Raw genomic sequence first — 23,733 nt, forward strand, 5'->3', positions numbered from 1 at the left:
GTGCCACGGGGGTAGGTGTCATGGGAAATGACGGGGGCAAGCGCGCCGCCCGCAAATCAGAGCTGCGCGCAAGATATCAGGGCAAGCCGGGTCCGGTTCTGCTCCGACGCGAGATGATCGCCTTTTTGCCGGCTTGCGGGCTCGCCCTGCTCTGGGTCGGGCCGGAGGCGATGGTGCTAATCGGCCTGACCGCGATTCTGGTGGGCTGGATGACCCGCCCCCTGCCCGTTCCGCTCGAGATCGACGAGGAAGGCTGCGACCCGGCGACCGGCCTGCTGCCGCCGAGTGCCGCGATTGCCGAGATGGCCGCCTCCTTGCAGGATTCGCAGCGGCGCAATCGCCCGACCGGATGCCTGATCCTCGGGCTCGACGCACCCGATCAGGTGCTGCGACGACTGCACCCGAAGGAATTCGATCTTCTGCTGCGCCGGATCGGCGAACGGCTACAGGCGCAGTTGCGCAGCGGCGATGTGGTCACGCGCTGGGACGGCGCGCGTTTCGCGGTGCTGCTGCGCCCGACACCGCGGCTTGGCCTCGAAGGGATGATCCAGCTTTGCGGTCGCCTTCAGGAAGCGGTGAGCGAGCCTTACGTGATCGCCGAGCAGACGCAGGAGATCACCATGCATATCGGCTTTCACCTCGTGGGTCGAAGTGCGGTCGCCCCGGCCTATTGCGACGACGCGGCCACGCAGGCCAAGGCTGACGCGCGCGCCAACACAGAGGCGGAGGCGGCGCTCTCGCGCGCCGAGACCGCGGCCAACCGCGCGATGCAGTCCGGCCCGGGGGCGATCCGCTCCTCCCGCTCGGACAAGATCGCCACGAAAGACCCGGGCGCGCATCCGCTGTCCGCCAGTGTCGGAGAGGCGCTCGAAGCGGGCCATATCAAGGCGTTTTTCCTGCCGCAGATTTCCACCGACACAGGCGGTATCAGCGGATTTCAGGCGATCCCGCGTTGGCTTCATGCGCAGCGCGGGATTCTGACCGAACGCGAGATACTCCCCGCAATCGAGGCGGCAGGGCTGGGCGCGCGCTTCTCCGAGGTGATGCTTTACGCGGCCTGCGGTGCGCTGCGCGACATCGCCCGCGATGGCAGCGATTTCGGCCCGGCCTCTCTCCCCTTCCTGCCCGGACAGATGAGCGACCCGAAACTGGCCGAGCGGCTGGCCTGGGAATTCGACCGCTTCGAGATCGCCCCGAACCGGCTGCGGCTGATCGTCCCGCAGGCGATGGTGGCACGGCTCGACGATCCGGTCTGCAGCCATACGCTGCACGCGATCAAGCGCCTAGGCTGCCTGATCGAACTGGCGGGATTCGGCTCCGGCCCCGTCTCGGCGGAGACGATCCGCCAGATCGGGCCGCAGCGGCTGCGCATCCATCGCTCGCTCACGGCAGAGATCGACCACAACACCGAACACCAGCGCCTCACCGCCGCGATCGTGTCGATGGCCGAGGGGCTGGGGCTGGAGACGCTCGCCGAAGGGGTGCCGGGAATCGCCGAACACGCGATGCTGTGCCAGTTGGGCTGCTCGGCGGTGCAGGGCCAAGCGATTGCCGCGCCGATGCCGATCAGCGAATTCCTCGAATGGGCGGAACGCCATCGCACCAAGCTCGACGCCACGCCGCAAATCGGCAGGCGTTGAGCCACCCCAAAGACCGCACCTCAGACCGGGCGCTGCGACTGCGAACCCCGGATCCGGGCCAAAAGCGTGATGGCAAACCATGCCCGATCCACTGTTTCAAGGGAAAATGGCTTGACCTTTGGCTGCCCCTTCTGTTGAACCCATGCAAGTTTTCGACAGGCTTGTGGAATTAGGGTTTCATGGACAACCAAAACAAGAATCTCATTCTCGCGGTGGTGCTTTCCGCGCTCGTGCTGGGCGTCTGGACCTACTTCTTCCCGCCCACGGAAGACACGACAACGGCACCGAGCCAACCGGTCGCAGAGCAGAGCGCTACGCCCGAAGGCACTGATATCGCACCGAAGACCGCCGCCGGCTCCACAGGCGCGCCGGTCGATACGGCGACGATGTCCCAAGCCGCGAGCGCCCAATCCCAGAGCGCCGCGCGCATCGAGATCGACACCCCTGCGGTCGAGGGCTCGATCTCGACTCTCGGCGGGCGTTTCGACGACCTCTCGCTCAAGAAATACAAGGAAACGCTGGCCGAGGATTCGCCCGACGTGCGGCTTCTGTCGCCGATCAGCGGCGATACCGGCAATTCGACCCTGCCCTATTACGTCGTCTATGGCTGGCTGCCCGCAGGCGGTCTGCCCGGCGATCAGGTGCCCGGTCCGAACACGGTCTGGACGCAGGTCGGCAACGGCAAGCTCACGCCCGACACCCCGGTCACGCTGCAATGGGACAACGGCCACGGCCTGACCTTCCAGCGCGAGATCTCGGTCGACGACAAGTATCTCTTCACGATCAAGCAGTCGGTGCAGAATGGCACCGACGCTGCCGTGAAACTTGCTCCCTACGGCATCATCGCGCGTCACGGCATCCCGCAGGAGCGCCGCGTTTACGTGCTCCACGAAGGCCTCGTGGCGATGGATGACGGCAATCTCGAAGAGATCAAATACAAGAACATCACCAAGCTCGACAACAAGGGCGCCGAGGGTCAGGCCGAGATCAAGCAGGTGCAGGACGCCGGCTGGACGGGCTTCACCGACAAATACTGGCAGACCGTTCTGGCGCCGATCTCGGGCCCGTTCACCTCGGTCGTGAAATATTCGGGCGAGAAGTCCGACATCTACCAGACCGAGACCCGCCTGCCGGTGATCGACGTCGCGCCGGGCGCCAAGGGCGACGCGCAGACCCACCTCTTCGCCGGTGCAAAGGAATGGGAAACCCTGCGCGACTATCAGGACAATGTCCCGATTCCGAAATTCGTCGACTCGCTCGACTGGGGCTGGTTCTACTTCCTCACCAAGCCGATGTTCCGCCTGCTGCACTTCCTGCACGGCGCAATCGGCAACATGGGCTGGGCGATCATCGCGCTGACCTTCATCATCAAGCTGATCGTCTTCCCGCTGGCGCGGAAGTCCTACATCTCGATGGCGCGCATGAAAGAGCTGCAGCCCGAGATGGAGAAAATGAAGGAAGCCGCTGGCGATGACCGCCAGAAGATGCAGCAGGGCATGATGGAGCTCTACAAGAAGCACAAGGTGAACCCCGCCGCGGGCTGTCTGCCGCTTCTGATCCAGATCCCGATCTTCTTCTCGCTCTATAAGGTGATCTACGTCACGATCGAGCTGTATCACGCGCCGTGGATCGGCTGGATCCATGACCTCTCGGCGCCCGATCCGACCTCGATCCTGAACCTGTTCGGCCTGCTGCCCTTCGCAGCGCCCGATCCGGGCTCGCCGCTCTTCATCCTGTCGCTCGGCATCCTGCCGATCCTTCTGGGTGTGTCGATGTGGTTCCAGCAGCGTCTGAACCCGGCGCCGACGGACAAGACGCAGGCGATGATCTTCGCGTGGATGCCGTGGGTCTTCATGTTCATGCTGGGCAGCTTCGCCTCGGGCCTCGTGCTCTACTGGATCACGAACAACACGATCACGTTCCTCCAGCAGTACACGATCATGTCGATGCACGGGAAACGCCCGGATCTGTTCGGCAATATCAAAGAGAGCTTCCAGCGGAAGAAACCCGCCGAAGAGAAGAAATGAGCGCAACGCTCTCTCGCATCTACCGACATCCGATCAAGTCGATCGGGGTAGAGGAACTGAAGGACGCGTCCCTTGAAGAGGGGCGCGTCTTGCCTTGCGACCGGGAGTGGGCGGTGTTGCACGAGCGCTCCAAGGTAGGCGTCGGCGCGGATGGACGTGCCGATAGCTGGGGCCAGAAGATCAACTTCGTGATCGGGCGCTCGGCGCCGGGGCTGATGGGGGTCACCTCTCGGATGCTCGATAACGGGCACATCCTGCTGGAGCATCCCGAGCAATGGCATCTCGAGATCGACCCCGAGCGCGAAGCCGACCAGCGCAAGCTATTCGAATGGCTGCGCACCTTCTGGCCGGACAGTGCACCGCGCCCGACCGCGCTGGTGCGCGGCCCCGACCGGGCCTTCACCGACGACCCCCTGCCCTATGTTTCGCTGATCGGGCAGGCCTCGCTCGACGATCTTTCGGCACGGGTGGGCAAGCCGATCGACCGCCGTCGCTTCCGCGCCAATCTCTGGGTCGAGGGCTGGGAGCCTTTCGCGGAGATGGACCTGATCGGCAAGACGGTGCGCGTTGGCGAGGCGGAACTGCAACTGCGTGCCTGTATCGGGCGTTGCCGTGCGACGGACGCCAATCTCGAGACGGGCGAACGCGATATCGACATGCTGGCAGAGCTGGAACGCCACTACGGGCATACCGACCTTGGCGTGTTCTGCCTCGTCACCAAACCGGGCCGCATCGCGCGCGGCGACAAGATCGAGGTACTCTGATGGAGTTGAATTTCCCGCTGGCCGAGGCCCCCGACGATTTTTCGCGTGAGCGCGGACGCAAGCTTTTCGCCGCTCCCGTCGATTTCCTCAAGGGCGTCGTCGCGATGAAGGGGCTGCCGCCTGCCGACCGGATCGAGGTCTGTTTCGCGGGCCGCTCCAATGTCGGCAAGTCGAGCCTGATCAACGCGCTGACGAACCGCCGCAACCTTGCGCGGGCGTCGAACACGCCGGGCCGGACGCAGGAGATCAACTATTTCACCACGCAGGACGGTCCCTATCTGGTCGACCTTCCGGGCTATGGTTTTGCCCAGGCCCCCGTGGCGGTGGTCGCGAAATGGCAGGCGCTGCTGAAGGATTATCTTTCGGGCCGCGCCACGCTGCGCCGCGCCTTCGTGCTGATCGACACGCGTCACGGCGTGAAAACGGTGGACGAGGAAATCCTGACGCTGCTCGACCGCGCAGCCGTCCCCTTCCAGGTCGTGATGACGAAGGCCGACAAGGTCAGCGCAAAGGATTGCGAGAAGGTGCTGGATCAGGTGCGCAAGGCGCTCGCGAAACACCCCGCCGCCTTCCCTGAGATCGTGCTGACCTCGTCCGAGAAGGGCGAAGGGATCGAGACGCTGCGCGCGATCATCGCCGGGCTGGAGTAACCCCCTGCCCGGCTGCTGTCGTTACTTGCCGAGGCAGTAGCGCATCACCGCCTTCTGCGCGTGCAGACGGTTCTCCGCCTCGTCGAAGATCACCGAGGCCGGGCCGTCCATGACGCCGCTCGTCGCCTCGTCGTTGCGATGCGCGGGCAGGCAATGCATGAAAAGCGCGTCGGGCTTGGCGTGGCTCATCAGCTCCTCGTTGACCTGATAGGGCCGCAGCTGGTTGTGGCGACGCTCTTTCGCGGATTCCGGGTCGTGCATCGACACCCAGGTATCGGTGACGATCAGATCGGCGCCTTCGACCGCCTTGACCGGATCCCGCTCGATGGTGATCGGGTGGCCCGCCTTCTCGGCCACGTCCAGCCAGGCGCGCTCGGGGTCGAGCGTTTCCGGACCCGTGAAGGTCAGATCGAAGCCGAACTGCGCGGCGGCATGGGCGAAGCTCGCGAAGACGTTGTTGCCGTCGCCCGACCAGACCACCTTCTTGCCCGCGATCGGCCCGCGCTGCTCTTCATAGGTCATCACATCGGCCATGATCTGGCAGGGGTGGGTGCGGTCGGTGAGACCGTTGATCACCGGCACCGAGGCATATTCCGCCATCTCGAGCAGGGTTTCCTCCTCGAAGGTCCGGATCATGATGAGATCGACATAGCGCGACAGAACGCGGGCGGTGTCGGCGATGGTCTCGCCATGGCCCAGCTGCATATCCGCGCCCGAGAGCACCATCGACTGGCCGCCCATCTGGCGCACGCCGACATCGAAGCTGACGCGGGTCCGGGTCGAGGGCTTCTCGAAGATCAGCGCGACCATGTGACCGGCCAGCGGCTGCTCGTCATCGGGCGCGCCTTTCGGGCGACCGTTGCGGGCCTGCTTCATGGCGATGCCTTGGTCGATCATGGACCGCAGCGCGGCGGGGTCGGTTTTGTGGATATCGAGAAAATGGTTCATCGGTTTGTCTTTCGTGGAGGGGCCTGAGGGGCTGTCCGCCCCGCTGCGCTCCCGCGCAGCCCCCGAGGATATTTACGCCAAGAGGAAGTCAGGCGGCCTTTTCGAGTTGCGACGCGGCGGCATCGAGGCGGGTCACGGCCTCGGCCAGATCGGCCTCGGAAATGTTCAGCGCGGGCAGAAGGCGCAGCACATTGTCGGCAGCTGGCACGGTCAGCAGGTGCTGATCGTAGGCGGCGGCGACGAGATCGGTCGGCGCGCGCTTGCATTTGAGCCCGAGCATCAGACCGGTGCCGCGAACGCTCTCAAACGTGTCGGGATGCGCGGCGATCAGCCCTTCGAGCTTCTGACGCAGGAAGCCAGCGCGCGCGTTCACCTGATCGAGGAAGGCAGGCTCGGAGACGATCTCCATCACCTTCGCGCCGACAGCGCAGCCCAGCGGGTTGCCGCCATAGGTCGAGCCATGCGTGCCCGCGACCATGCCGGAGGCGGCGTCTTCGGTGGCCAGAACCGCGCCCAGCGGGAAGCCCCCGCCGATGCCTTTCGCGACCATCATGATGTCGGGGGTGATGCCCGCCCATTCATGCGCGAACAGCCGCCCCGAGCGGCCCACGCCGCATTGCACCTCGTCGAAGATCAGGAGCGCGCCGGTCTCGTCGCAGAGATCGCGCAGCCCTTTCAGGCATTGATCGGGCACCGGCCGGATACCCCCCTCGCCCTGGATCGGTTCGATCAGGATGGCGGCGGTCTTGTCGGAGACGGCAGCCTTGAGCGCCTCGTGATCGCCCCAGGGAAGCTGGGTGAAACCGGGCAGCAGCGGACCGAAGCCCTTCACCATCTTTTCCGAATTCGGCGTGGCCGAGATCGCCCCGGTGGAGCGGCCGTGGAAGGCGCCATCGAAGGTGATGATCTCGGTTCGATCTTCGCCCTTCGAGGACCAGTATTTCCGCGCCATCTTGATCGCGAGTTCCGCAGCCTCGGTGCCGGAATTGGTGAAGAAGACCGTATCGGCGAAGGTCTTCTCGACCAGCGCGTCGGCCAGCGCCTGCTGCTGCGGGATCTGGTAGAGGTTCGAGACATGCCACAGCTTGCTCGCCTGCTCGGTCAGCGCCTCGACCAGTTCGGGGGCGGCATGACCCAGCGCATTCACCGCAATCCCCGCGCCCATGTCGAGATATCGGGTCCCGTCCGCCGTCTCCAGCCAGGAACCCTCGCCCTTCACGAAGGCGAGCGGTGCGCGATTATAGGTCGGCAAAACGGAGGGGATCATCGGGTCAAACTCCAGTAAGAGAAGGCAAATGCGTGCAACAGTCCCGGGGGGCTGTCAACATTCAGGGGCCTAAGGTCAGCGATTTGGGATAGGGTGTGGCGGCATGCCACGGCAGATCGGACGTCAGGCGCTTCAGCGGCGACGTCGGGGACGGGTGATATATGCGGTCCGTGCGATCATGCGTTTGCGCTTACGCCGGGGCAGCGCGGAAGTAAAGAGGGTTTAGCCAAGCGTCACGTCGAGGAACATCATCAGGATCAGCCCGAAAAGCAGCCCCGCGGTCGCGCGGTTCTGGTGCCCGTTGCGATGGGTCTCGGGCAGGATCTCGTGGCTGATGATGTAGAGCATCGCCCCCGCCGCGAAGGTCAGCCCCCATGGCAGCAACGCGCCGGAGACCGACACGGCAGCCGCGCCGACCAGCGCGCCCACGGGTTCGACCGCCCCGGTCATCGCGGTGACGAAGAAGGCTTTGCGGCGGGTATAGCCCTGCCCGATCAGCGCGACGGCCACGGCCAGACCTTCGGGAATGTCCTGCAGCGAGATGCCGGTCATCACCGAGAAGCCGTTCTCGTTGCCCGCGCCGAATGCCACGCCGATCGACAGGCCTTCGGGGAAGTTGTGGATCGTGATCGCGATCACGAAGAGCCAGATCCGCGCCAGTTGCGCCGCATCCGCCCCTTCGCGCCCTGATGTGAAATGCTCATGCGGCAGCGTCGCGTTCAGCCAGGCCACGAAGCCCGCGCCGATGGCAATCCCGATCGCGGCGATGGCGGCGGCGACCCAGACCGAGCCGAACATGGTCTCGGCCACGTCGATGCCCGGCAGGATCAGCGAGAAATACGAGGCCGAGAGCATCACGCCCGCCGCGAAGCCCAGCATCGTGTCGGCGGTGCGCTGGCTCATGGAGCGCCCGAGCAGCGCCGGGATCGCGCCGGCGGCCGTTGCGACGCCCGCCACCATGCCGCCCATCAGGCCGAGCCAAATCTCGTTCACGCCGCTCTCCTTTTCGTGTTCGCCCGGCGAGATGGGAACGGATCGCGCATGATTGCAAGCCTTGCGATGGGTGATTGCGCAAATTTCGAGGGATTGGTAAGGAAACTTAACCACGGAGAGAGGAACCCCCAATGCCCGTCATCACCTCCATCGCCGATCTGAAACGTCTGCATAAGCGCCGCACGCCGAAGATGTTCTACGATTACGCGGAGAGCGGCTCGTACACCGAGCAGACCTTCCGCGAGAATACCGAGGACTTCGCGCAGATCCGCCTCAACCAGCGTATCGCGCGGGACATGACGGGCCGCACGACGAAATCGACGATGCTGGGTCAGGAGGTCGCGATGCCGGTGGCGCTGGCGCCCGTGGGGCTGACCGGGATGCAGCGCGCCGATGGCGAGATCAAGGCGGCGAAGGCGGCGGAGAAATTCGGCGTGCCCTACACGCTGTCCACGATGTCGATCTGCTCGATCGAGGACGTCGCCGAGAATGTCAGCCAGCCCTTCTGGTTCCAGATCTACACGCTGACCGATGACGACTATAACAAGCGGGTGCTCGACCGGGCACGGGCAGCGGGCTGTTCGGCGCTGGTGATCACGGTCGATCTGCAGCTGCTGGGCCAGCGCCACAAGGACCTGAAAAACGGCCTCACCGCGCCGCCGAAATTCACCCCCGCCGTGCTCGCCGATCTGGCGACGAAATGGCGTTGGGGGATCGAGATGCTGCAGACCAAGCGGCGTTTCTTCGGCAATATCGTGGGCCATGTGGACAGCGCCGCCGACCCCGCCTCGCTGTCCTCGTGGACAGCGGAGAAGTTCGACCAGTCGCTGAACTGGGACCGGATCAAGCAGCTCATGGATATGTGGGGCGGCAAGGTGATCCTGAAGGGGATCCTCAGCGAGGAAGACGCCGAGATGGCCGCCGCGACCGGGGCCGATGCGATCGTGGTCTCGAACCATGGCGGGCGTCAGCTGGACGGGGCGCTCAGCTCGATCCGGATGCTACCGAAGATCGTCAACGCGGTCGGCGACAAGACCGAGGTCTGGCTCGATAGCGGCATCCGCTCGGGTCAGGACGTACTCAAGGCGCTGGCGCTTGGCGCGAAGGGCGTGATGATCGGGCGCGCCTATGTCTACGGTCTGGGCGCGATGGGCGAGCCGGGCGTGACAAAGGCGCTGGAGGTCATCCAGAAGGAGCTGGACACGTCGATGGCGCTGTGTGGCGAGCGTCGGATCGAAGATCTGGGCCGGGACGATCTGCTGATCCCCAACGGCTTCTTCGACACCTATTCCTGAGCGCAGGTCCTAAGGTCTTAGGCGGTTCTCGAAGAACCGGTCGGGATAGAGATCGTCGTTGAAGCGATCGATCTCATCCCAGCCGAAGCGGTGATACATCGCGACCGCTTCGGGCAGTGCGGAATTGGTATCGAGCCGCAGATGCAGCTGGCCCAACTCGCGCGCCGCCGCCTCGATCGCCTCCATCAGTTGCCGCGCCAGCCCGAGGCCGCGCGCGGCGGGCGCGATCCAGACGCGCTTCACCTCGGCATAGTCCGCACCGCCCTTCAGCGCCGCACAACCGACCGGCACCCCGTCGGACAGCGCGATCAGGAAGGTACCACGGGGCGCGCGCATAGCGTCGGCCTCAGGGTCTTTCGAGAGGTTCACGTCGAAGCCACCTTCGAACCGGGCGGCGAGTTCCGCGTAATACTGCGCAAGACAGTCCCGCGCCCGCGGATCGAGCGGATCGCAGGGCACGATCTCGATCTCGGCGCGGGTCAGCGCGGTCGCGATCAGGTCCATCGCCGCCAAGAGCGCGCTCTGGTCAGGGTGGCGCGAGAGGATATCCGCCGCCTGCGCATCGGAGAGCCGTTCATATTCCGCGAATTCCGCCTGCCCCGCCTCGGTCAGGCGCGCGATGCGGCGTCGCCCGTCTTCGGGATCGTCTTCCACGACCACCAGCCCTTCGCTTTCCAGCCCGCGCAGCAGACGGCTCATCAGCCCGGAATCGAGCGCCAGAGCCTGACGCAGCTTCGCGACGTCGCCCTGCCCGCGCCCGATCGCATTGAGCACCCGCGCAGAACCCAGCGGTCGCCCGCGATCGAGAAAGGAGGAATTCAGCGCGCCCACCTGCCGGGTGACGGCCCGGTTGAATCGGCGTATATGTGCGAGTGCGTCCATGGGAATACCTGACCTGCATCCGAGATTATTTCTGACATTAGTCAGATATCCTTCTATAGCAACCCGGATTCCGCCGCACCGTCGCTTTCCCCTTGCCATCACGGCCAATCCCGAGTATCCGCGCGGCTTCATGGGCCCGACACCCTTGGAGGCGGCCCATCACTTTGACAAATTGGAGACCAGTTATGGCAAAAGAGATCGAAACGATCGAAGCCGTGGCGCGTACGGGGACGGGCAAGGGGGCCGCTCGGCAAGCGCGTCGTGAGGGCCTCGTGCCCGGTATCGTCTACGGCGACGGCAAGGACCCGGTTGCAATCAACCTCGACTACAACCGCCTGATCACCCGCCTGCGTAAAGGCCGCTTCATGTCCACCCTCTTCAACCTGAAGATGGACGGCCAGGAAGATGTCCGCGTGATCTGCCGCGGCGTTCAGAAAGACGTCGTCAAGGACCTGCCGACCCACGTCGACTTCATGCGCACCCACCGCAACTCGCGCATCTCGCTCTTCGTGCATGTCGAGTTCATCAACCACGAGAAGGCGCCCGGCCTGAAGCGCGGCGGCACCCTCGTCGCAGTGCGCCCGGAAGTCGAACTCAACGTTCTCGCCGGTGATATCCCCGAGCAGATCGTGGTCGACCTCGAAGGCAAGCAGATCGGCGACACCATCCACATCTCCGACGTGGACCTGCCGAAAGGCGCCAAGCCGACCATCGAGCGTGACTTCGTGATCGCGAACGTCGCTCCGCCGAAAGGCTTCGGTGGCGGTTCCTCCGACGAGGACGAAGGCGAAGAAGCCAGCGAAGAAGCGACCGAAGAGTAATTCTTCTTCCGATGAGATTTTCGAGACGGGGCCTTTCGGGGCCCCGTTTTTCTTTGGCCAAAGCCGCAATTGCCGGCTACGCGGCACGCCGCAGGCGACGTATGCTCACATTTATGTGAACAAAAAATTTCTCGCCTTTTTTCCAGAACGCGATAGCTTCGAAGGCAATACAACCTAAAGGCTAGTCACATGCTGGAGCTTATCGCACTCGTTCTTGCAGCATTCGTGGTGCTACCGCCTAGAATGCTCAGCGCAATTGGTCGCGCCGTTTACGCCGTGCTGCGTCCGGTCCTGCGCCCGTTCTACCGCTTCGCGTCGAGACGACTCCCGCGCAACGGGTATGAAGAAATTGCGAAATGCAATATCGACGAGACCAGCGAGCGCCTCTTCGATGAATTCGCCCTGCCCGAACCGCAAGAGCGCCCGATCATCCTAGGCGAGTCGGGACGCCCGACTTATGTCGAATACCGCGCGGCTTAAGCGCGACGCCCCCTTTCCCCTGCGCGCCCGCTCACATATCCCTCTGTGAGCAGAGCCTCGACACCGGCGTTCGAAAGGGGAGACGCATGCAGCTTTGGGTGGGCCTGGGAAATCCGGGCGCGAAATACGCGAACAACCGTCACAATATCGGCTTCATGGCGCTCGACCGGATCGCCGAGGATCACGGCTTCGCCCCGTGGCGCGGCAAGTTTCAGGGTCAGGTGAGTGAGGGTCGCTTCGGCTCGACGCGCGTTGTGCTGCTGAAACCCGAGACCTTCATGAACCTGTCCGGCCAATCCGTGCGCGCGGCCGCCGATTTCTACAAGGTCGATGTCTCCGACATTACCGTCTTCCATGACGAGCTGGACCTCGCCCCCGGCAAGTGCCGCCTCAAGCAGGGTGGCGGTCATGCGGGGCATAACGGGTTGCGCTCGATCCATCAGCATATGAGCCCCGACTATGCGCGGGTGCGGCTGGGCATCGGCCATCCGGGGCACAAGGACCGCGTGGCGGGCTATGTGCTCAACGATTTCCCGAAGGCGGAGCAGGAGATGCTCGACGACCTGCTGCGTGGGATCTCGGACGGGGCGCCCGCGCTAGCGGCGGGCGACGGGTCGAAATTCCTCAACGCGGTGAGCCTGCGGGTCGCGCCGCCGCGCTCTTCGACCGGAACCAAAGCCCCCGCGAAAGCCAACACCTCTGTCCCGCAAGACACTCCGCAGCCCGCACCGCAAAAGAAAGAGGCCACGGAAACCCGCAGCCCCTTCGACAAGCTCAAGGATCACTTCCGTAAGTGATCACCAGCTGCCGGTGTTCTCCATGCTCGACCACGGCTCCTGGATCGGCAGCGGCTCGCCCATCTGCAGCAGCTCGATCGAGATATTGTCGGGCGAGCGCACGAAGGCCATGTGACCGTCGCGCGGCGGGCGGTTGATCGTCACGCCATTGTCCATCAGGTGCTGGCACATCTCGTAGATGTTCTCGACGCGGTAGGCGAGGTGGCCGAAATGGCGGCTGTCCGAGGGCAGCCCGCTATCGCCGTCCCAGTTCCAGGTCAGCTCCACATCCGCCGTGCCGTCGTCCTGCTCGGGCGGGCACATGAAGACCAGCGTGAAGCGGCCCTTGTCGTTTTCGATGCGGCGGCGTTCCTTGAGGCCCAGAAGCTCGTAGAAGGCTTTCGATTTCTCGAGGTCGAGCACGCGGACCATCGTGTGCAGATATTCGATTTTCATGAACAGGCTTCCTTGGAACTGATTGCGGTTAACCGGAGGATAGCCCTTGAGGCAGCCGCGGCAAGCACCCCGGCTTATCCACAGGATATGGCGGTTCCTAGAGCCGCCCATCGCATATATAGTGGAGGTCGATTCGAGACATCCGGAGGACATCATGGCGCTCACCCCCGAACAACAAGCCGAGATCGACGCACAGCGCGCCGAGACGCAAATGACCGCACGGGCGGTCTCGCCGGGGATGGAGAAGCGCCTCTATACCGCCCATGAAGTACTCGATCACGGGGTGGTTCGGGTCATCGACTATATGGGCGACGACAACGCGATCGTGCAGGCGGCGCGCGTCTCCTATGGGCGGGGCACCAAGACGGTGAACAGCGACGCGGGCCTGATCCGCTACCTGATGCGGCACTGGCACTCGACCCCGTTCGAGATGTGCGAGGTCAAATTCCACGTCAAACTTCCGGTTTTCGTCGCGCGCCAGTGGATCCGCCACCGCACCGCGAACGTCAACGAATACTCCGCGCGCTACTCGATCCTCGACCGCGAATTCTACATCCCCGAGGCCAGCCAGCTCGCCGCGCAATCGAGCCAGAACCATCAGGGCCGCGGTCAGGTGCTGGAGGGTGCCGAGGCGGCCCGCGTGCTCGACATCCTGCGCGACGACGCGATGCGCGCCTATGACCATTACGAGGACATGCTGACGCCCGACGAGGACGCGGGCAAACAGGGCCTCGCCCGGGAACTGGCGCGGATGAACCTGCCCACCAATATCTACACGCAATGGTATTGGAAGGTGGACCTGCACAACCTCTTCCACTTCCTGCGCCTGCGCGCCGACAGCCACGCGCAATACGAGATCCGCGTCTATGCCGAGACCATGTGCGACATCGTGCGTGACTGGGTGCCTGCGGCCTATTCGGCCTTCGAGGATTATCGTCTGGGCGGGGTGAACCTGTCAGGCAAAGCGGTGGAGCTGCTGAAGCGCCGTCTGGCGGGCGAGGAGATCACGCAGGAGACGTCCGGCATGAGCAAAGGGGAGTGGCGCGAGTTTACGGAGGTTTGGGGGTGATTTTCACATGAATTTCTTGTCGAAGGTATTTTTTCCACTCATATTTATACTCGCCAACACATCTTTTGCTGTTCTAGCATTGTTTTTCGGCGTCTGGCTCTCTGACGCCGCAGGAAACGTGGTAGATGGTGAAAGAATTGGCTATTCAACCGCTGCCGCGAATGCGCTGTCCGATATTACTAATTTTCACACTATAGTCCCCTATTTGGCTATTGCTTTCATCGTGATGATCTTTGGTTACTTTGAGAGCTTCAGCAATCGCTATCAATATGGCGAAAATCAAACTCTCCGAAACTCCCTTAGAGACGAAAATCAAGCCCATGGAACTTCCAAAAGGGCGTACTTTGACACTCTTGAAGAAGCACTTCGATTGTTCTTCACTGCCAATTCAAACTGGTTCGATCAAACTTGTAGAATAACCGTATACCGGGAAGAGAAAGGTCAAGAAGGAAAGCTCAAAAAAATCTTTCGCCATTCGACATATAAGGCTTACGCAGAAAGCGGTCGCTTTCGCATTCCAAATGATAAAGGAGTTGTCGGAGAGTGCTGGACAGGACCCGGTACCGCCGAGAAAAAAGTCGAGACGCACGAAGAGCTCTCCGACTTGAACCAAAGCTATATCGAAGAATGCCAAGACGCCGGCTCTGAACTCTCAATGCCTTCGAAACATATTGTGGCAAGAGCCTTTGACGATCTCGATTCGGGTCGACGGGTCGCCGTAATAGTTATAGAATCCACTGAAATTGGTCGTATCGACGTTGATCAGTTCGACGCTTTGTGTGCGACTGAGCAGCATACGCTGCTACGTCTACTTAAACATAGAGGACTATTAGACGAAGAGTTCAGTCCAGACCTCAAGGAGGATGAGGAATGAATAAGATCTCTGAAGTTGCCGCCTATATTTGTGAGCATTACCCCCATAAGTCTGAGCTTTCAAAGGCTAGGCTTACCAAACTTGTCTATCTCGCCGATTGGAAAAGCTGCGAAAAGAGAGGTGAGCAAATCACCCCAATTCAGTGGTATTTTCACAATTTTGGTCCCTATGTTGACGATGTAATAGATACCGTTTCCAGCGAGGCAGCTCGGTTTTCTGTAATCCGGACAAAGAACGTTTATGGCGATGAGAAAACTGAAATCCAGCTCAAACCAAATGAAAAGAGCACAGAGCTTAGCGGAAATGAAAAGCTCATCATTGATCAGGTCATTGAAGATACAAAACGGTTTTATTGGAAAGATTTCATAAAACATGTCTATGCGACTCCTCCGATCGCCGACTCTGACCGATACAGCTATCTCGATCTAAAAAGCTTTGCGGAGAAGCTATCGACATCCAGACGATGACCCAACGCTTCCACGCCCCCCAAGACCACGACTACCCCACCGCCCTCGCGGAGCTGCGCCAGGGCCGTAAGACCAGCCATTGGATCTGGTGGATCTTCCCGCAACTGGCCTCGCTCGGGCGTTCGCCTAGGGCGGTGGAGTACGGGATCGCGGATCTGGCCGAGGCGCAGGCCTATCTCGCCGATCCGGTGTTGCGGGCGCGGCTGGTGGAGGCCTCCGAGGCGGTGCTCGCCCATGCGCGCACGCCCATCGAGGAGATCATGGGGCCGGTCGATGCGCTGAAGCTGCGCTCTTGCGCGACGCTGTTCGAAGTTGCCTCAAAGAAAAAGGAGCCGGTGTTCACCCGGCTCCTTGAGACGTTTTATGAGGGCGAGCGCTGCCCGCTGACGCTTGACGCTTTAGCCCGGTGACATCCCGCGCAGGCGCTCGGAGCGGCGGCGCAGCAGCTCGACCGTGGTCAGAAGCGCGATCGACACGAAGACGAGGATCGTCGCCACCGCAAGGATCGCGGGGCTGATCTGCTCGCGGATACCGTTCCACATCTGACGCGGGATCGTCTGCTGGTCGTAGCCTGCCACGAAAAGCACCACGACGACTTCGTCGAAGGAGGTGACGAAAGCGAACAGCGCGCCCGAGACCACGCCCGGCAGGATCAGCGGCATCACGATCTTGAAGAAGGTCGTACGCGGATCCGCGCCCAGGTTCTGCGCCGCGCGGGTCAGCGAGTGATCGAAGCCCACCAGCGTCGCGGTCACGGTGATGATCACGAAGGGAATGCCCAGGGTCGCGTGGGCCATGATGATGCCCGGATAGGAATGCGCGAGCCCGGTCTTCGAGTAGAAGAAGAACAGCCCCGTCGCAGTGATGATGATCGGCACGATCATCGGCGAGATCAGCACCGCCATGATGGCACGGCGGAACGGCATCTCGGGGCGCGACAGGCCGAGGGCTGCCAGCGTGCCCAGCACCGTCGCAAGGATCGTCGAGAAGAAGCCGATGATCACCGAGTTCTTTGCCACGTCGATCCAGGTCGAATGCTGCCAGGCATCCATCCACCACGACCAGCCACGCTCCACCTGCGGCTCCTGCATCCCGAAGGTCAGCAGCAGGTCATACCAGCGCATCGAATAGCCGGAAGGGTCGAAGCTGAGCATCTTCTCGGTGAAGGTGAAATAGGGCTCCGCGTTGAAGGACAGCGGAATGATCACCACGATCGGCGCGATCAGGAAGAAGAAGATCAGGCCACAGATCACGAGATAGGCGTAGTGCCAGGTTCTCTCGAGCGGGCTTGCATATGCGGGAACGGCCATCTGTGTTTCTCCTCAGCCCAGCTTCATGTTGTCGATGCCCACCAGCCGGTCATAGAGCCAGTAGAGGATGATGACGCCGCCCAGCAGCATCGAGGCCAATGCCGCAGCAAGCGACCAGTTGAGCGATTTTTGCATGTGGAAGGCGATCATGTTCGAGATCAGCTGACCATCGGCACCACCGACAAGAGCGGGGGTGATGTAGTAGCCGACCGACAGGATGAACACCAAGAGCGCCCCTGCCCCGATCCCCGGCAGCGTCTGCGGCAGGTAGATCCGGCGGAAGGCGGTCCACGAGGTCGCGCCAAGGCTGCGGGCCGCGCGGACATAGCTCGGCGGGATGGTCCGCATCACCGAGTAGAGCGGCAGCACCATGAAGGGCAGCAGGATATGGGTCATCGCGACGATTGTGCCGGTCTGGTTATACATCATCTCCAGCCGGTTATCGTTGCCGATCAGACCCGACCAGACGAGCAGGTCGTTGATCACGCCCTGCTGCTGCAACAGCACCATCCACGAGGTCGTCCGCACCAGCAGCGAGGTCCAGAAGGGCAGCAGCACGAAGATCATCAGAAGGTTCGACTTCGCCAGTGGCAGCGAGGCCAGCAGATGCGCGATCGGGAAGGCGAGGAACATGCAGAGCACGGTAATCACCAGGGACAGGATCGCGGTGCGGATGAACAGCTTGCCGTAGATCGCGCGTTGCGGATCGACGGGCACGATATTGTTGTCCTTGTCGCGGGTGTGGTCGGTCGCGGCGAGGTAGAAATCCACCGTGTAGGGGCTCGACGCGGAGCGCATCGCGCGCCACAGGTTCGGGTCGCTCCACCCCTCGTTCACGCCGAGGATCGCCTCTTTCCACGGCGGCTCAAGACGTTCGATCTTGCGCGCGGTGGAGGTGAACAGCGAGCGCGTGCCCGCCACGTCATAGTTGATCCGGGTCCCCGCCTCGCCCTGCGTGCGGTTTTCCTTCATCTGTTTGAGGTCCGAGGCGAGCGCGGTGTAGGCGCTCTCGTCGATCGGCGACCCCAGCGGGTGTTCGTTGAACCATTGCCCCAGCGCCGGCGCGTTCTTCGAGAACCCGTCGTTATAGACCGATTGCAGCAGCATCTGCCCGATCGGAACGACGAAGGTAACCAGAACGAAGAGGAACAGCGGCGCGACCAGAAGGAAGGCGCGGCGTTTTGCGCGGAGTTGAGATTTCGCGAGGGCGGCCTTCAGCGGCAGCCCGTCGGCGGTCTTCAACTGTGTTGGTTCGGGGCCGTTCAGGCTCGCATCCATCGTTGCGTCGCTCATCGTGTCTCCTTGGCCCCTCAGGGCAGCGGGGCGAGCTGCGCGCGCAAATTCGCGGCTTGCTCGGCGGGAATATCGGGCAGCATCACCCGCGTCGTGTAATTGCCGTGAAGCTTGCCATCGCGGCGAAAGCTCCAGTCGGAAATCTGGTTCGGCGCGAAGGTAATCTCGTCTCCGGCATGCGCTTTGAAATGCACGGGCTCGTTCATCAGCGTGCCGGTGATTTTCTGCGCGGAGATCGAAATCGGCGCGATCCAGATATGTTCGAGGCCATCGGCGGGCGTATCGATCCCCGCCTTGAGCATGAATTGCGAGCCGGACCGGGCGCGCACCGCAGGAATGAAGACGCTTTCATAGGTCGCGCGGGCTTGGCCGATCGCCGCGTTCATCTTCGTATCGCCGGTCTCGTAGCCGACGACCGCATCGTCTTGCGCCTGAGCGTGCAAGGCAGCGGGCAACGACAGGCAAAGACCGATGCACAAACAGGCCAGTGACGACCGGAAAGCTGACATCCGCGGGGCTCCTGACATCGAACAGGTCGGACCGCGCGGCACCGGAATGCCGCGCGGCCCTATTGGCTTTAGCCAGCGAGCCAAGCGTTGAAGCGCTCGCTCAGTTCGGTGTCGTGGTCGGCCCAGAACTCCGAGTCGTTGACCAGGGCGTTCTGCATGTTGTTTTCCGCGGTGGGCATATGCGGGCCCATCTCGGTTTTGCCGTCCTGATACATACCGACCATCGGAGCCGAGGACTTACGTGCCGGACCGTAGGAGATCCACTTCGCCTGGTTGGCGAGCTGCTGGGTCTCGGTCGCGAACTTCAGATATTTCTTCGCGGCTTCCATATGGGGCGCGCCCTTCGGGATCACGAAGAAGTCGAAGTCCATCAGCTGGCCGTCCCAGACGATCTTGAAGGGCTGACCCTCGGCGACTTCAGCGTTGAAGATACGACCGTTATAGGCGGTCGACATCACGACTTCCCCATCGGCGAGAAGCTGCGGCGGCTGTGCACCGGCATCCCACCAGACGACGTCGCCCTTGATCTTGTCGAGTTCGGCGAAAGCCTTGTCGACGCCTTCAGCGGTGCCGAGCTGGTCGTAGACCTCGGAAGCCGGAACGCCCGCGCCCATCAGCGCGAATTCCAGCGTGCCTTTGGCCGACTTGCGCAGACCGCGCTTGCCCGGGAACTTCTCGGTGTCGAAGAAGTCGGCGATCGAGCTCGGGGTGCCGTCCACTTTGTCCGCGTTGTAGGACATCACCGTCGACCACACGATGTTCGCCACACCACAATCGGTGAAGGAGCCATCGATGAAGTCTTCGCTCGCCGGGGTGCCGTCGGGCGACGCGGCCAGATCAGTGTCGGGGTCGATCGGCTCGAGCAGACCTTCGTCGCACAGGCGGATCGCGTCGGACTTTTCAACATCGGCCACGTCGACCGACACGTTGTTTGCTTCGACCTGTGCCTTGATCGGGGTCGCCGGGTTGTCGGCGGCTTCCATGTTCACGTCGATGCCGGTCGCTTCCGCGAAGGGCTTGTTATAGGCTTCGACCTGGCTTTTTTCGTAAGCGCCGCCCCAGGAAAGGACAGTGACTTCCTCGGCCTGCGCCGCACCGGCCACGAGGCCGACGAGCGCGGTGCTCAGGATCATTGCTTTTTTCATCTTGGTCTTACTCCCAGTTGGTTGAGCTTTTGTGGTTTCGCGACGTTTTCGCCGCTTGGCCGCTTTTTGCGGCAGTTCGGAGCGTGCGGAGCTTGGACCGCACGTTCCGCATTCTTTAGAGATCGAGCGCGCGCGCATCCTGCGGGTGCCAGCCGATCTTGACCGTCTGGCCTTCCGTCAGCCGCACCTGATCGAGCGTGTTGCGCGATTTCATGACGAATTCCGGCGACCCGGCAACCTTCATACGGGTGCGCAGGATGTCCCCCATATAGATCACTTCGAGCACGTCGGCGTTGATCGTATGGGCGCCCGAAGGCATCATCTCGGGCTTGAATTCGACCCGCTCGGGACGGATGGAGACCAGCGTCTCCTGCCCCGCCTCGCGGATGTTCACCGCCGTCGCGTCGATGATCTCGCCGGTTTCCAGACGCACCGTGCAGGTGTCGCCGGTCAGCGTCTCCACCCGGCCCGGAAGCTTGTTGTTCTCGCCGATGAACTGCGCGACGAAGCTGTTCTGCGGACGTTCATAAAGTTCGTCCGGCGGCGCGAGTTGCTGGATGCGCCCGTCGTTGAACACGGCCACGCGGTCCGACATCGTCAGCGCCTCGCCCTGATCGTGGGTCACATAGACCACGGTGATCCCGAGGCTTTCGTGCAGGTGCTTGATCTCGAACTGCATATGTTCGCGAAGCTGTTTGTCGAGCGCGCCGAGCGGTTCGTCCATCAGGACCAGCTCGGGATCGAAGACCAGCGCGCGGGCCAGTGCGATCCGCTGTTGCTGACCGCCCGAAAGCTGCGCCGGACGGCGATGGATGAAACTCCCCATCTGCACCATGTCCAGTGCGCGCTTGACCTTGGTTTCGCGTTCATCCTTGCCCATGCCCCGCACTTCGAGCGGGAAGGCGAGGTTCTCGCCCACGGTCATATGCGGAAAGAGTGCATAGTTCTGGAACACCATCCCGATGCCGCGCTTGTGCGGAGGCACCATGTTGATGTTCTGGCCGTCGAGGCGGATCTCGCCGTTGGTGGCGGTTTCGAAACCTGCAAGCATCATCAGGCAGGTGGTTTTCCCTGAACCGGACGGTCCGAGCATCGTCAGAAACTCGCCCTTGCCGATCGAGAGATTGAGATCCTTCACGACGAGCGTTTCGCCGTCATAGCTCTTCTGCACGCGGTCGAATACGACGAATCCATCGTCGCTAGCTGCGTTGTTCAAAGCGGGCTCCCCGTTGTTTTTTGTCGTTGGTCAATTCCCGTGCATGTGACTAAAGCAAGGGCATTTGCGTTTTTCAACCCGGAAATCAAAAACCCACGTCACCGACGCATCACAGCACGGTTTCGCCTGAAAAATTGCCGTTTTGCGTCGCTTGTCGCGCAAGGAGCGACCACGACTTGCATTTGGAACGATCTAGCTTCCGCGACGTAAGAGGCGGACGAACTCGTGGACCGTAGACCGCTTCCGGCGCCGCGCCGAGGAAATGGACCTTCGCCAAGGCGGGGTGGGCGCGCAGCAGATCGGTCAGATATGAGGGGGTCAGCGCGCGCAGTGCCTGCGGTCCGGGCCAGAAACTTTCGACCCAGGCGCCCTCGGCATTGACCAATGCGTGACGCGGCAGAAGCAAGTGGTGATAGATCACCTCCCGGCAGCCCCGCATCACCCGCGCCCCGCCCCATCCCGTTGCCGCTAAGTGGCGCGCGCGCGCGAGGGCGCCCTGCCCCTCCGGCACCCAGATGCAATGTTGCGCGGAGAGAACCAGCGCCTCGCGATTGCCCAAGGCGCCGGGCCGCAGTCGTACCGGGCAAAGCCGCGGATCGGCGGCCAGCGCCGCCGCGCCGAACCGGCGACGCGCATGCCACAGCACCGGCTGCGATCCACCGTCCAGCGTCGTGACCAGATCACCCGGTTTCAGGGTTTCCACCCGGCGCGGCCCGCGCGGCGTAGCCAGCCGCGTGCCTTCGGTGAAACAAGGAATGCCCATCGCAAAGAGCTGCGGCGCACCCTCTACCTGCGCGGGCGCGATACCGGTCAGCGTCAGGCTCTCACCACTGGGAAAGCTGAGAACCGCATTGCCCGCGCCATCGTCGCTGACCGTCACATCCCAGGCATTGATCGGATTTCCGGTGCCATCGGTCAGGTCAGAGACGTCGAGCTGATCGAGCGTGAAGCCCGAACCGTCATCCGTCAGATCGAAATCGGTGACGATGTCCTGCCCGTCGCCATCGCTGAAGCTGAGCGTATCGGCCCCGAAGCCGGTGGTGATCGTATCGGCCCCGGCACCCGCATCTATGACGTCATCGCCAGCGCCCGCATCGAGCGTGTCGCCCAACGCCGAGCCAGTCAGCGTATCGGCCCCGTCGCCTGCTGCGATCGAGACGGCATTCCCCGCGGCGGAGGCATCGAATGCCTCTGCGTCGGCGGAGCCCCGAACCTCCTCGACCTCCCAGAAATAGGTGACGGTAATGCCGCCGTCATAACTGATCGCACCGGTTTCCCAACCCGTCCAGAGGACGACGGCCTCACCCGGACCAAGCTCGATCACGTCCCAATCGGTGCCGCCTTCGCCGCCTAAGATCGTCTCGGCCCCGTCACCGGCATAAAGCAGGAACGTGTCGGCATCGTCGCCGCCATGCAGCTCGTCAGCCCCTGCGCCGCCGGTGAGCGTATCGCTGCCACCCACGCCCTGTAGTGTATCGTCGCCCGCCCCGCCCGAGATCAGGTCGTCGCCGCCCAGCGCCCAGATCGTGTCGTTGCCGTCGCCCCCCGAAAGCGTGTCCGCGCCCGATCCGCCGGTGATCGTGTCGGCGCCGCCGCCACCGTCTATCGAGACGCCGCTGGCATCACTTGTGGCGTCGATCACGTCGCCCTGCTGCGACCCGACGACCCCTTCGATCTCGCTGAAACTCGCTGTGTTGCCGCCTGCGCTGGCCGTGCCGCTCTCCGATCCGGAGAAGGTGACGGCCACGCCGCTCGCCGTGTAATAGGTGAAGTTGAGCTGGTCGAAATCGCTGCCCAAGGTGACAGTCTCGCCGCCGAAAAGCGTATCGCTGCCCCAGCCGTCGCTCAGGTAGAACGTGTCGGCATCGGCATCGCCATAGAGGAGGTCGCTCCCGGCCTCCCCCGCGAGGTGATCGGCCCCGTCCCCGCCCGAGATCGTGTCGTCCCCCGTCCCGCCGAGGATGGTATCCGAGCCCGCCTCGCCCAGAATCGAGTCGTTGCCGTCCTCGCCATAGAGATAATCGTTCCCCGAGCCACCAAGGATCGTGTCATCCCCGGCCTCGCCATGGACGACGTCGTCATCATCCCCGCCCTCGACGTAATCCGCGCCGCCCCCGGCCCAGACCGTATCACTTCCGGCGCCGCCATAGATGGTGTCGTCATAATCGTAGAAAGTGCCCGAAATATCGTCGATCAGATCGTTGCCATCGCCGCCATAGACCAGATCGCCCTCGGCCAATGTGCCGCCGCCGGTACCGTAGTGAATCGTGTCGTCGCCCGCGCCACCGTCGATCGTGTCGGTGCCAGCGCCCCCATCGATCAGGTCGTTCGACGCGCCCCCTTGAAGCGAGTCATCCAGACTGCCGCCCTGGATCGCGTTGGCGTCGTCGGGGTCGTAGGTTGCGTTGAAGAGCTCGGTATAGGCGGGACCGGTCGAGACGTCGTTGACGGATGTGACCTCATAGGTGACGCCAGGCTGCAGCGGTTGATCGGCAACCTCCCCGATGATCGTCCCACCAATCTCGAGGATGTAGACAGTGATCGTCGTGCCGTCCGGGGCGAGCAGCGTGAACGCATTCTCGATATAAACCTGACCGGACGCAATCGGCGCGCCATATGCATCGGTCACCGAGACGGATTGCGTGAGGTCGTTGCCGATCTCGTCGAGGATTGTGTCGCCGGAGAGAGTCGAGCCGTCGTCGGTGAAGGTGAAGATACGTCCGCTCGTATCGACGTCCCAGCTCGGGTCGATCATGAGACGGCTGCCGGTGACGACGGTCGAGCCGCCGCCCTCGATCAGGAAATCCGATCGGAAATAGCCATGAAAGACGTAACTCGTCATCGCACGATC

At 62.8% G+C, this 23,733-nt stretch carries 23 protein-coding genes; 12 read left to right on the forward strand and 11 right to left on the reverse strand.

Annotated elements, in window-relative coordinates:
• Positions 1 to 20 precede the first annotated feature (20 nt).
• The 4 genes from BMI89_RS01315 to yihA all read left to right on the forward strand — a co-directional run bounded on the left by BMI89_RS01315 (position 21) and on the right by yihA (position 5,081).
• Positions 21 to 1,640, forward strand: a complete 1,620-nt coding sequence (locus tag BMI89_RS01315; RefSeq protein WP_168176750.1) for a GGDEF and EAL domain-containing protein — start codon at positions 21 to 23, stop codon at positions 1,638 to 1,640.
• A 179-nt stretch (positions 1,641 to 1,819) separates the two neighbouring features.
• Positions 1,820 to 3,667: a membrane protein insertase YidC gene (gene yidC / locus BMI89_RS01320; RefSeq protein ID WP_078569519.1), complete on the forward strand. Its 1,848-nt coding sequence runs from the start codon at positions 1,820 to 1,822 to the stop codon at positions 3,665 to 3,667.
• Entirely contained in the window at positions 3,664 to 4,431 is a 768-nt protein-coding gene (locus BMI89_RS01325; protein ID WP_078569520.1) for an MOSC N-terminal beta barrel domain-containing protein, read from the forward strand. The genes yidC and BMI89_RS01325 overlap by 4 nt, the downstream gene beginning before the upstream one ends.
• On the forward strand, positions 4,431 to 5,081 hold the full coding sequence (gene yihA / locus BMI89_RS01330) for a ribosome biogenesis GTP-binding protein YihA/YsxC (RefSeq protein WP_078569521.1): 651 nt from the start codon (positions 4,431 to 4,433) through the stop codon (positions 5,079 to 5,081). The genes BMI89_RS01325 and yihA overlap by 1 nt, the downstream gene beginning before the upstream one ends.
• Before the next feature lie 21 nt (positions 5,082 to 5,102).
• Here the strand turns inward: yihA and argF are convergent, their stop codons facing one another.
• The 3 genes from argF to BMI89_RS01345 all read right to left on the reverse strand — a co-directional run bounded on the left by argF (position 5,103) and on the right by BMI89_RS01345 (position 8,265).
• Positions 5,103 to 6,029: an ornithine carbamoyltransferase gene (gene argF, locus BMI89_RS01335; protein WP_078519747.1), complete on the reverse strand. Its 927-nt coding sequence runs from the start codon at positions 6,027 to 6,029 to the stop codon at positions 5,103 to 5,105.
• A gap of 88 nt (positions 6,030 to 6,117) precedes the next feature.
• Positions 6,118 to 7,296 (reverse strand): aspartate aminotransferase family protein, encoded by a 1,179-nt coding sequence (locus tag BMI89_RS01340; RefSeq protein WP_078569522.1) that lies wholly within the window; start codon positions 7,294 to 7,296, stop codon positions 6,118 to 6,120.
• A gap of 222 nt (positions 7,297 to 7,518) precedes the next feature.
• The gene (locus tag BMI89_RS01345; RefSeq protein ID WP_078520030.1) at positions 7,519 to 8,265 is read right to left on the reverse strand and encodes a ZIP family metal transporter; all 747 of its coding nucleotides are present in this window, start codon (positions 8,263 to 8,265) and stop codon (positions 7,519 to 7,521) included.
• A 155-nt stretch (positions 8,266 to 8,420) separates the two neighbouring features.
• On the opposite strand from BMI89_RS01345, the gene BMI89_RS01350 reads away from it, so the two are divergent.
• Positions 8,421 to 9,584 (forward strand): alpha-hydroxy acid oxidase, encoded by a 1,164-nt coding sequence (locus tag BMI89_RS01350; protein WP_078569523.1) that lies wholly within the window; start codon positions 8,421 to 8,423, stop codon positions 9,582 to 9,584.
• A 9-nt stretch (positions 9,585 to 9,593) separates the two neighbouring features.
• Here the strand turns inward: BMI89_RS01350 and BMI89_RS01355 are convergent, their stop codons facing one another.
• Positions 9,594 to 10,466: a helix-turn-helix domain-containing GNAT family N-acetyltransferase gene (locus BMI89_RS01355; RefSeq protein ID WP_078569524.1), complete on the reverse strand. Its 873-nt coding sequence runs from the start codon at positions 10,464 to 10,466 to the stop codon at positions 9,594 to 9,596.
• Positions 10,467 to 10,651: 185 nt separating this feature from the next.
• Here BMI89_RS01355 and BMI89_RS01360 point away from each other — a divergent pair, with 185 nt between their 5' ends.
• The 3 genes from BMI89_RS01360 (at position 10,652) to pth (ending at position 12,564) form a co-directional block, all read left to right on the forward strand.
• A complete protein-coding gene (locus tag BMI89_RS01360; protein WP_078569525.1) occupies positions 10,652 to 11,287 on the forward strand; it encodes a 50S ribosomal protein L25/general stress protein Ctc in 636 nt (211 codons plus the stop codon).
• 189 nt (positions 11,288 to 11,476) lie between these two features.
• Entirely contained in the window at positions 11,477 to 11,767 is a 291-nt protein-coding gene (locus BMI89_RS01365; protein WP_078599527.1) for a hypothetical protein, read from the forward strand.
• A gap of 86 nt (positions 11,768 to 11,853) precedes the next feature.
• Positions 11,854 to 12,564: an aminoacyl-tRNA hydrolase gene (gene pth, locus BMI89_RS01370; protein WP_078569527.1), complete on the forward strand. Its 711-nt coding sequence runs from the start codon at positions 11,854 to 11,856 to the stop codon at positions 12,562 to 12,564.
• Here pth and BMI89_RS01375 read toward each other — a convergent pair whose 3' ends face one another.
• On the reverse strand, positions 12,565 to 12,999 hold the full coding sequence (locus tag BMI89_RS01375) for a VOC family protein (protein ID WP_078519753.1): 435 nt from the start codon (positions 12,997 to 12,999) through the stop codon (positions 12,565 to 12,567).
• A 154-nt stretch (positions 13,000 to 13,153) separates the two neighbouring features.
• Between BMI89_RS01375 and thyX the strand changes: the two genes are divergently transcribed.
• From thyX to BMI89_RS01395, 4 genes are read left to right on the forward strand one after another with little or no spacing between them, the layout of a single operon-like run.
• A complete protein-coding gene (thyX, locus tag BMI89_RS01380; protein WP_075776246.1) occupies positions 13,154 to 14,068 on the forward strand; it encodes an FAD-dependent thymidylate synthase in 915 nt (304 codons plus the stop codon).
• Positions 14,069 to 14,075: 7 nt separating this feature from the next.
• The gene (locus BMI89_RS01385) at positions 14,076 to 14,942 is read left to right on the forward strand and encodes a hypothetical protein (RefSeq protein ID WP_078569528.1); all 867 of its coding nucleotides are present in this window, start codon (positions 14,076 to 14,078) and stop codon (positions 14,940 to 14,942) included.
• Complete coding sequence (locus BMI89_RS01390; RefSeq protein WP_078569529.1) at positions 14,939 to 15,409, forward strand: Panacea domain-containing protein; 471 nt, start codon at positions 14,939 to 14,941, stop codon at positions 15,407 to 15,409. The genes BMI89_RS01385 and BMI89_RS01390 overlap by 4 nt, the downstream gene beginning before the upstream one ends.
• Positions 15,406 to 15,819 (forward strand): DUF1810 domain-containing protein, encoded by a 414-nt coding sequence (locus BMI89_RS01395; RefSeq protein WP_078569530.1) that lies wholly within the window; start codon positions 15,406 to 15,408, stop codon positions 15,817 to 15,819. The genes BMI89_RS01390 and BMI89_RS01395 overlap by 4 nt, the downstream gene beginning before the upstream one ends.
• Here BMI89_RS01395 and BMI89_RS01400 read toward each other — a convergent pair.
• From BMI89_RS01400 to BMI89_RS01425, 6 genes are all read right to left on the reverse strand, one after another.
• Entirely contained in the window at positions 15,808 to 16,719 is a 912-nt protein-coding gene (locus BMI89_RS01400) for an ABC transporter permease (protein ID WP_078539814.1), read from the reverse strand. The genes BMI89_RS01395 and BMI89_RS01400 overlap by 12 nt on opposite strands.
• A 12-nt stretch (positions 16,720 to 16,731) precedes the next feature.
• Positions 16,732 to 18,012, reverse strand: coding sequence for an ABC transporter permease (locus BMI89_RS01405; protein ID WP_078569531.1), 1,281 nt, complete (start codon positions 18,010 to 18,012; stop codon positions 16,732 to 16,734).
• 17 nt (positions 18,013 to 18,029) lie between these two features.
• Positions 18,030 to 18,521: a DUF2314 domain-containing protein gene (locus tag BMI89_RS01410; RefSeq protein WP_168176751.1), complete on the reverse strand. Its 492-nt coding sequence runs from the start codon at positions 18,519 to 18,521 to the stop codon at positions 18,030 to 18,032.
• Between the two features lie 68 nt (positions 18,522 to 18,589).
• Entirely contained in the window at positions 18,590 to 19,666 is a 1,077-nt protein-coding gene (locus BMI89_RS01415; protein ID WP_078569533.1) for an ABC transporter substrate-binding protein, read from the reverse strand.
• 115 nt (positions 19,667 to 19,781) lie between these two features.
• Positions 19,782 to 20,882 (reverse strand): ABC transporter ATP-binding protein, encoded by a 1,101-nt coding sequence (locus BMI89_RS01420; protein ID WP_078569534.1) that lies wholly within the window; start codon positions 20,880 to 20,882, stop codon positions 19,782 to 19,784.
• 109 nt (positions 20,883 to 20,991) lie between these two features.
• Complete coding sequence (locus BMI89_RS01425; RefSeq protein ID WP_078569535.1) at positions 20,992 to 23,724, reverse strand: Hint domain-containing protein; 2,733 nt, start codon at positions 23,722 to 23,724, stop codon at positions 20,992 to 20,994.
• Positions 23,725 to 23,733: the final 9 nt, after the last annotated feature.

Origin of the sequence: Thioclava sp. F36-7, assembly GCF_002020075.1 — a bacterium.
Lineage (GTDB): Bacteria > Pseudomonadota > Alphaproteobacteria > Rhodobacterales > Rhodobacteraceae > Thioclava > Thioclava sediminum.

Bases quoted from the DNA above. Each gene is read 5' to 3' on its own strand.
- BMI89_RS01315 (WP_168176750.1), top strand. From the start codon at position 21: ATGGGAAATGACGGGGGCAAGCGCGCCGCCCGCAAATCAGAGCTGCGC.
- yidC (WP_078569519.1), top strand. From the start codon at position 1,820: ATGGACAACCAAAACAAGAATCTCATTCTCGCGGTGGTGCTTTCCGCG.
- BMI89_RS01325 (WP_078569520.1), top strand. From the start codon at position 3,664: ATGAGCGCAACGCTCTCTCGCATCTACCGACATCCGATCAAGTCGATC.
- yihA (WP_078569521.1), top strand. From the start codon at position 4,431: ATGGAGTTGAATTTCCCGCTGGCCGAGGCCCCCGACGATTTTTCGCGT.
- argF (WP_078519747.1), bottom strand. From the start codon at position 6,029: ATGAACCATTTTCTCGATATCCACAAAACCGACCCCGCCGCGCTGCGG.
- BMI89_RS01340 (WP_078569522.1), bottom strand. From the start codon at position 7,296: ATGATCCCCTCCGTTTTGCCGACCTATAATCGCGCACCGCTCGCCTTC.
- BMI89_RS01345 (WP_078520030.1), bottom strand. From the start codon at position 8,265: ATGGGCGGCATGGTGGCGGGCGTCGCAACGGCCGCCGGCGCGATCCCG.
- BMI89_RS01350 (WP_078569523.1), top strand. From the start codon at position 8,421: ATGCCCGTCATCACCTCCATCGCCGATCTGAAACGTCTGCATAAGCGC.
- BMI89_RS01355 (WP_078569524.1), bottom strand. From the start codon at position 10,466: ATGGACGCACTCGCACATATACGCCGATTCAACCGGGCCGTCACCCGG.
- BMI89_RS01360 (WP_078569525.1), top strand. From the start codon at position 10,652: ATGGCAAAAGAGATCGAAACGATCGAAGCCGTGGCGCGTACGGGGACG.
- BMI89_RS01365 (WP_078599527.1), top strand. From the start codon at position 11,477: ATGCTGGAGCTTATCGCACTCGTTCTTGCAGCATTCGTGGTGCTACCG.
- pth (WP_078569527.1), top strand. From the start codon at position 11,854: ATGCAGCTTTGGGTGGGCCTGGGAAATCCGGGCGCGAAATACGCGAAC.
- BMI89_RS01375 (WP_078519753.1), bottom strand. From the start codon at position 12,999: ATGAAAATCGAATATCTGCACACGATGGTCCGCGTGCTCGACCTCGAG.
- thyX (WP_075776246.1), top strand. From the start codon at position 13,154: ATGGCGCTCACCCCCGAACAACAAGCCGAGATCGACGCACAGCGCGCC.
- BMI89_RS01385 (WP_078569528.1), top strand. From the start codon at position 14,076: ATGAATTTCTTGTCGAAGGTATTTTTTCCACTCATATTTATACTCGCC.
- BMI89_RS01390 (WP_078569529.1), top strand. From the start codon at position 14,939: ATGAATAAGATCTCTGAAGTTGCCGCCTATATTTGTGAGCATTACCCC.
- BMI89_RS01395 (WP_078569530.1), top strand. From the start codon at position 15,406: ATGACCCAACGCTTCCACGCCCCCCAAGACCACGACTACCCCACCGCC.
- BMI89_RS01400 (WP_078539814.1), bottom strand. From the start codon at position 16,719: ATGGCCGTTCCCGCATATGCAAGCCCGCTCGAGAGAACCTGGCACTAC.
- BMI89_RS01405 (WP_078569531.1), bottom strand. From the start codon at position 18,012: ATGAGCGACGCAACGATGGATGCGAGCCTGAACGGCCCCGAACCAACA.
- BMI89_RS01410 (WP_168176751.1), bottom strand. From the start codon at position 18,521: ATGTCAGCTTTCCGGTCGTCACTGGCCTGTTTGTGCATCGGTCTTTGC.
- BMI89_RS01415 (WP_078569533.1), bottom strand. From the start codon at position 19,666: ATGAAAAAAGCAATGATCCTGAGCACCGCGCTCGTCGGCCTCGTGGCC.
- BMI89_RS01425 (WP_078569535.1), bottom strand. From the start codon at position 23,724: ATGACGAGTTACGTCTTTCATGGCTATTTCCGATCGGATTTCCTGATC.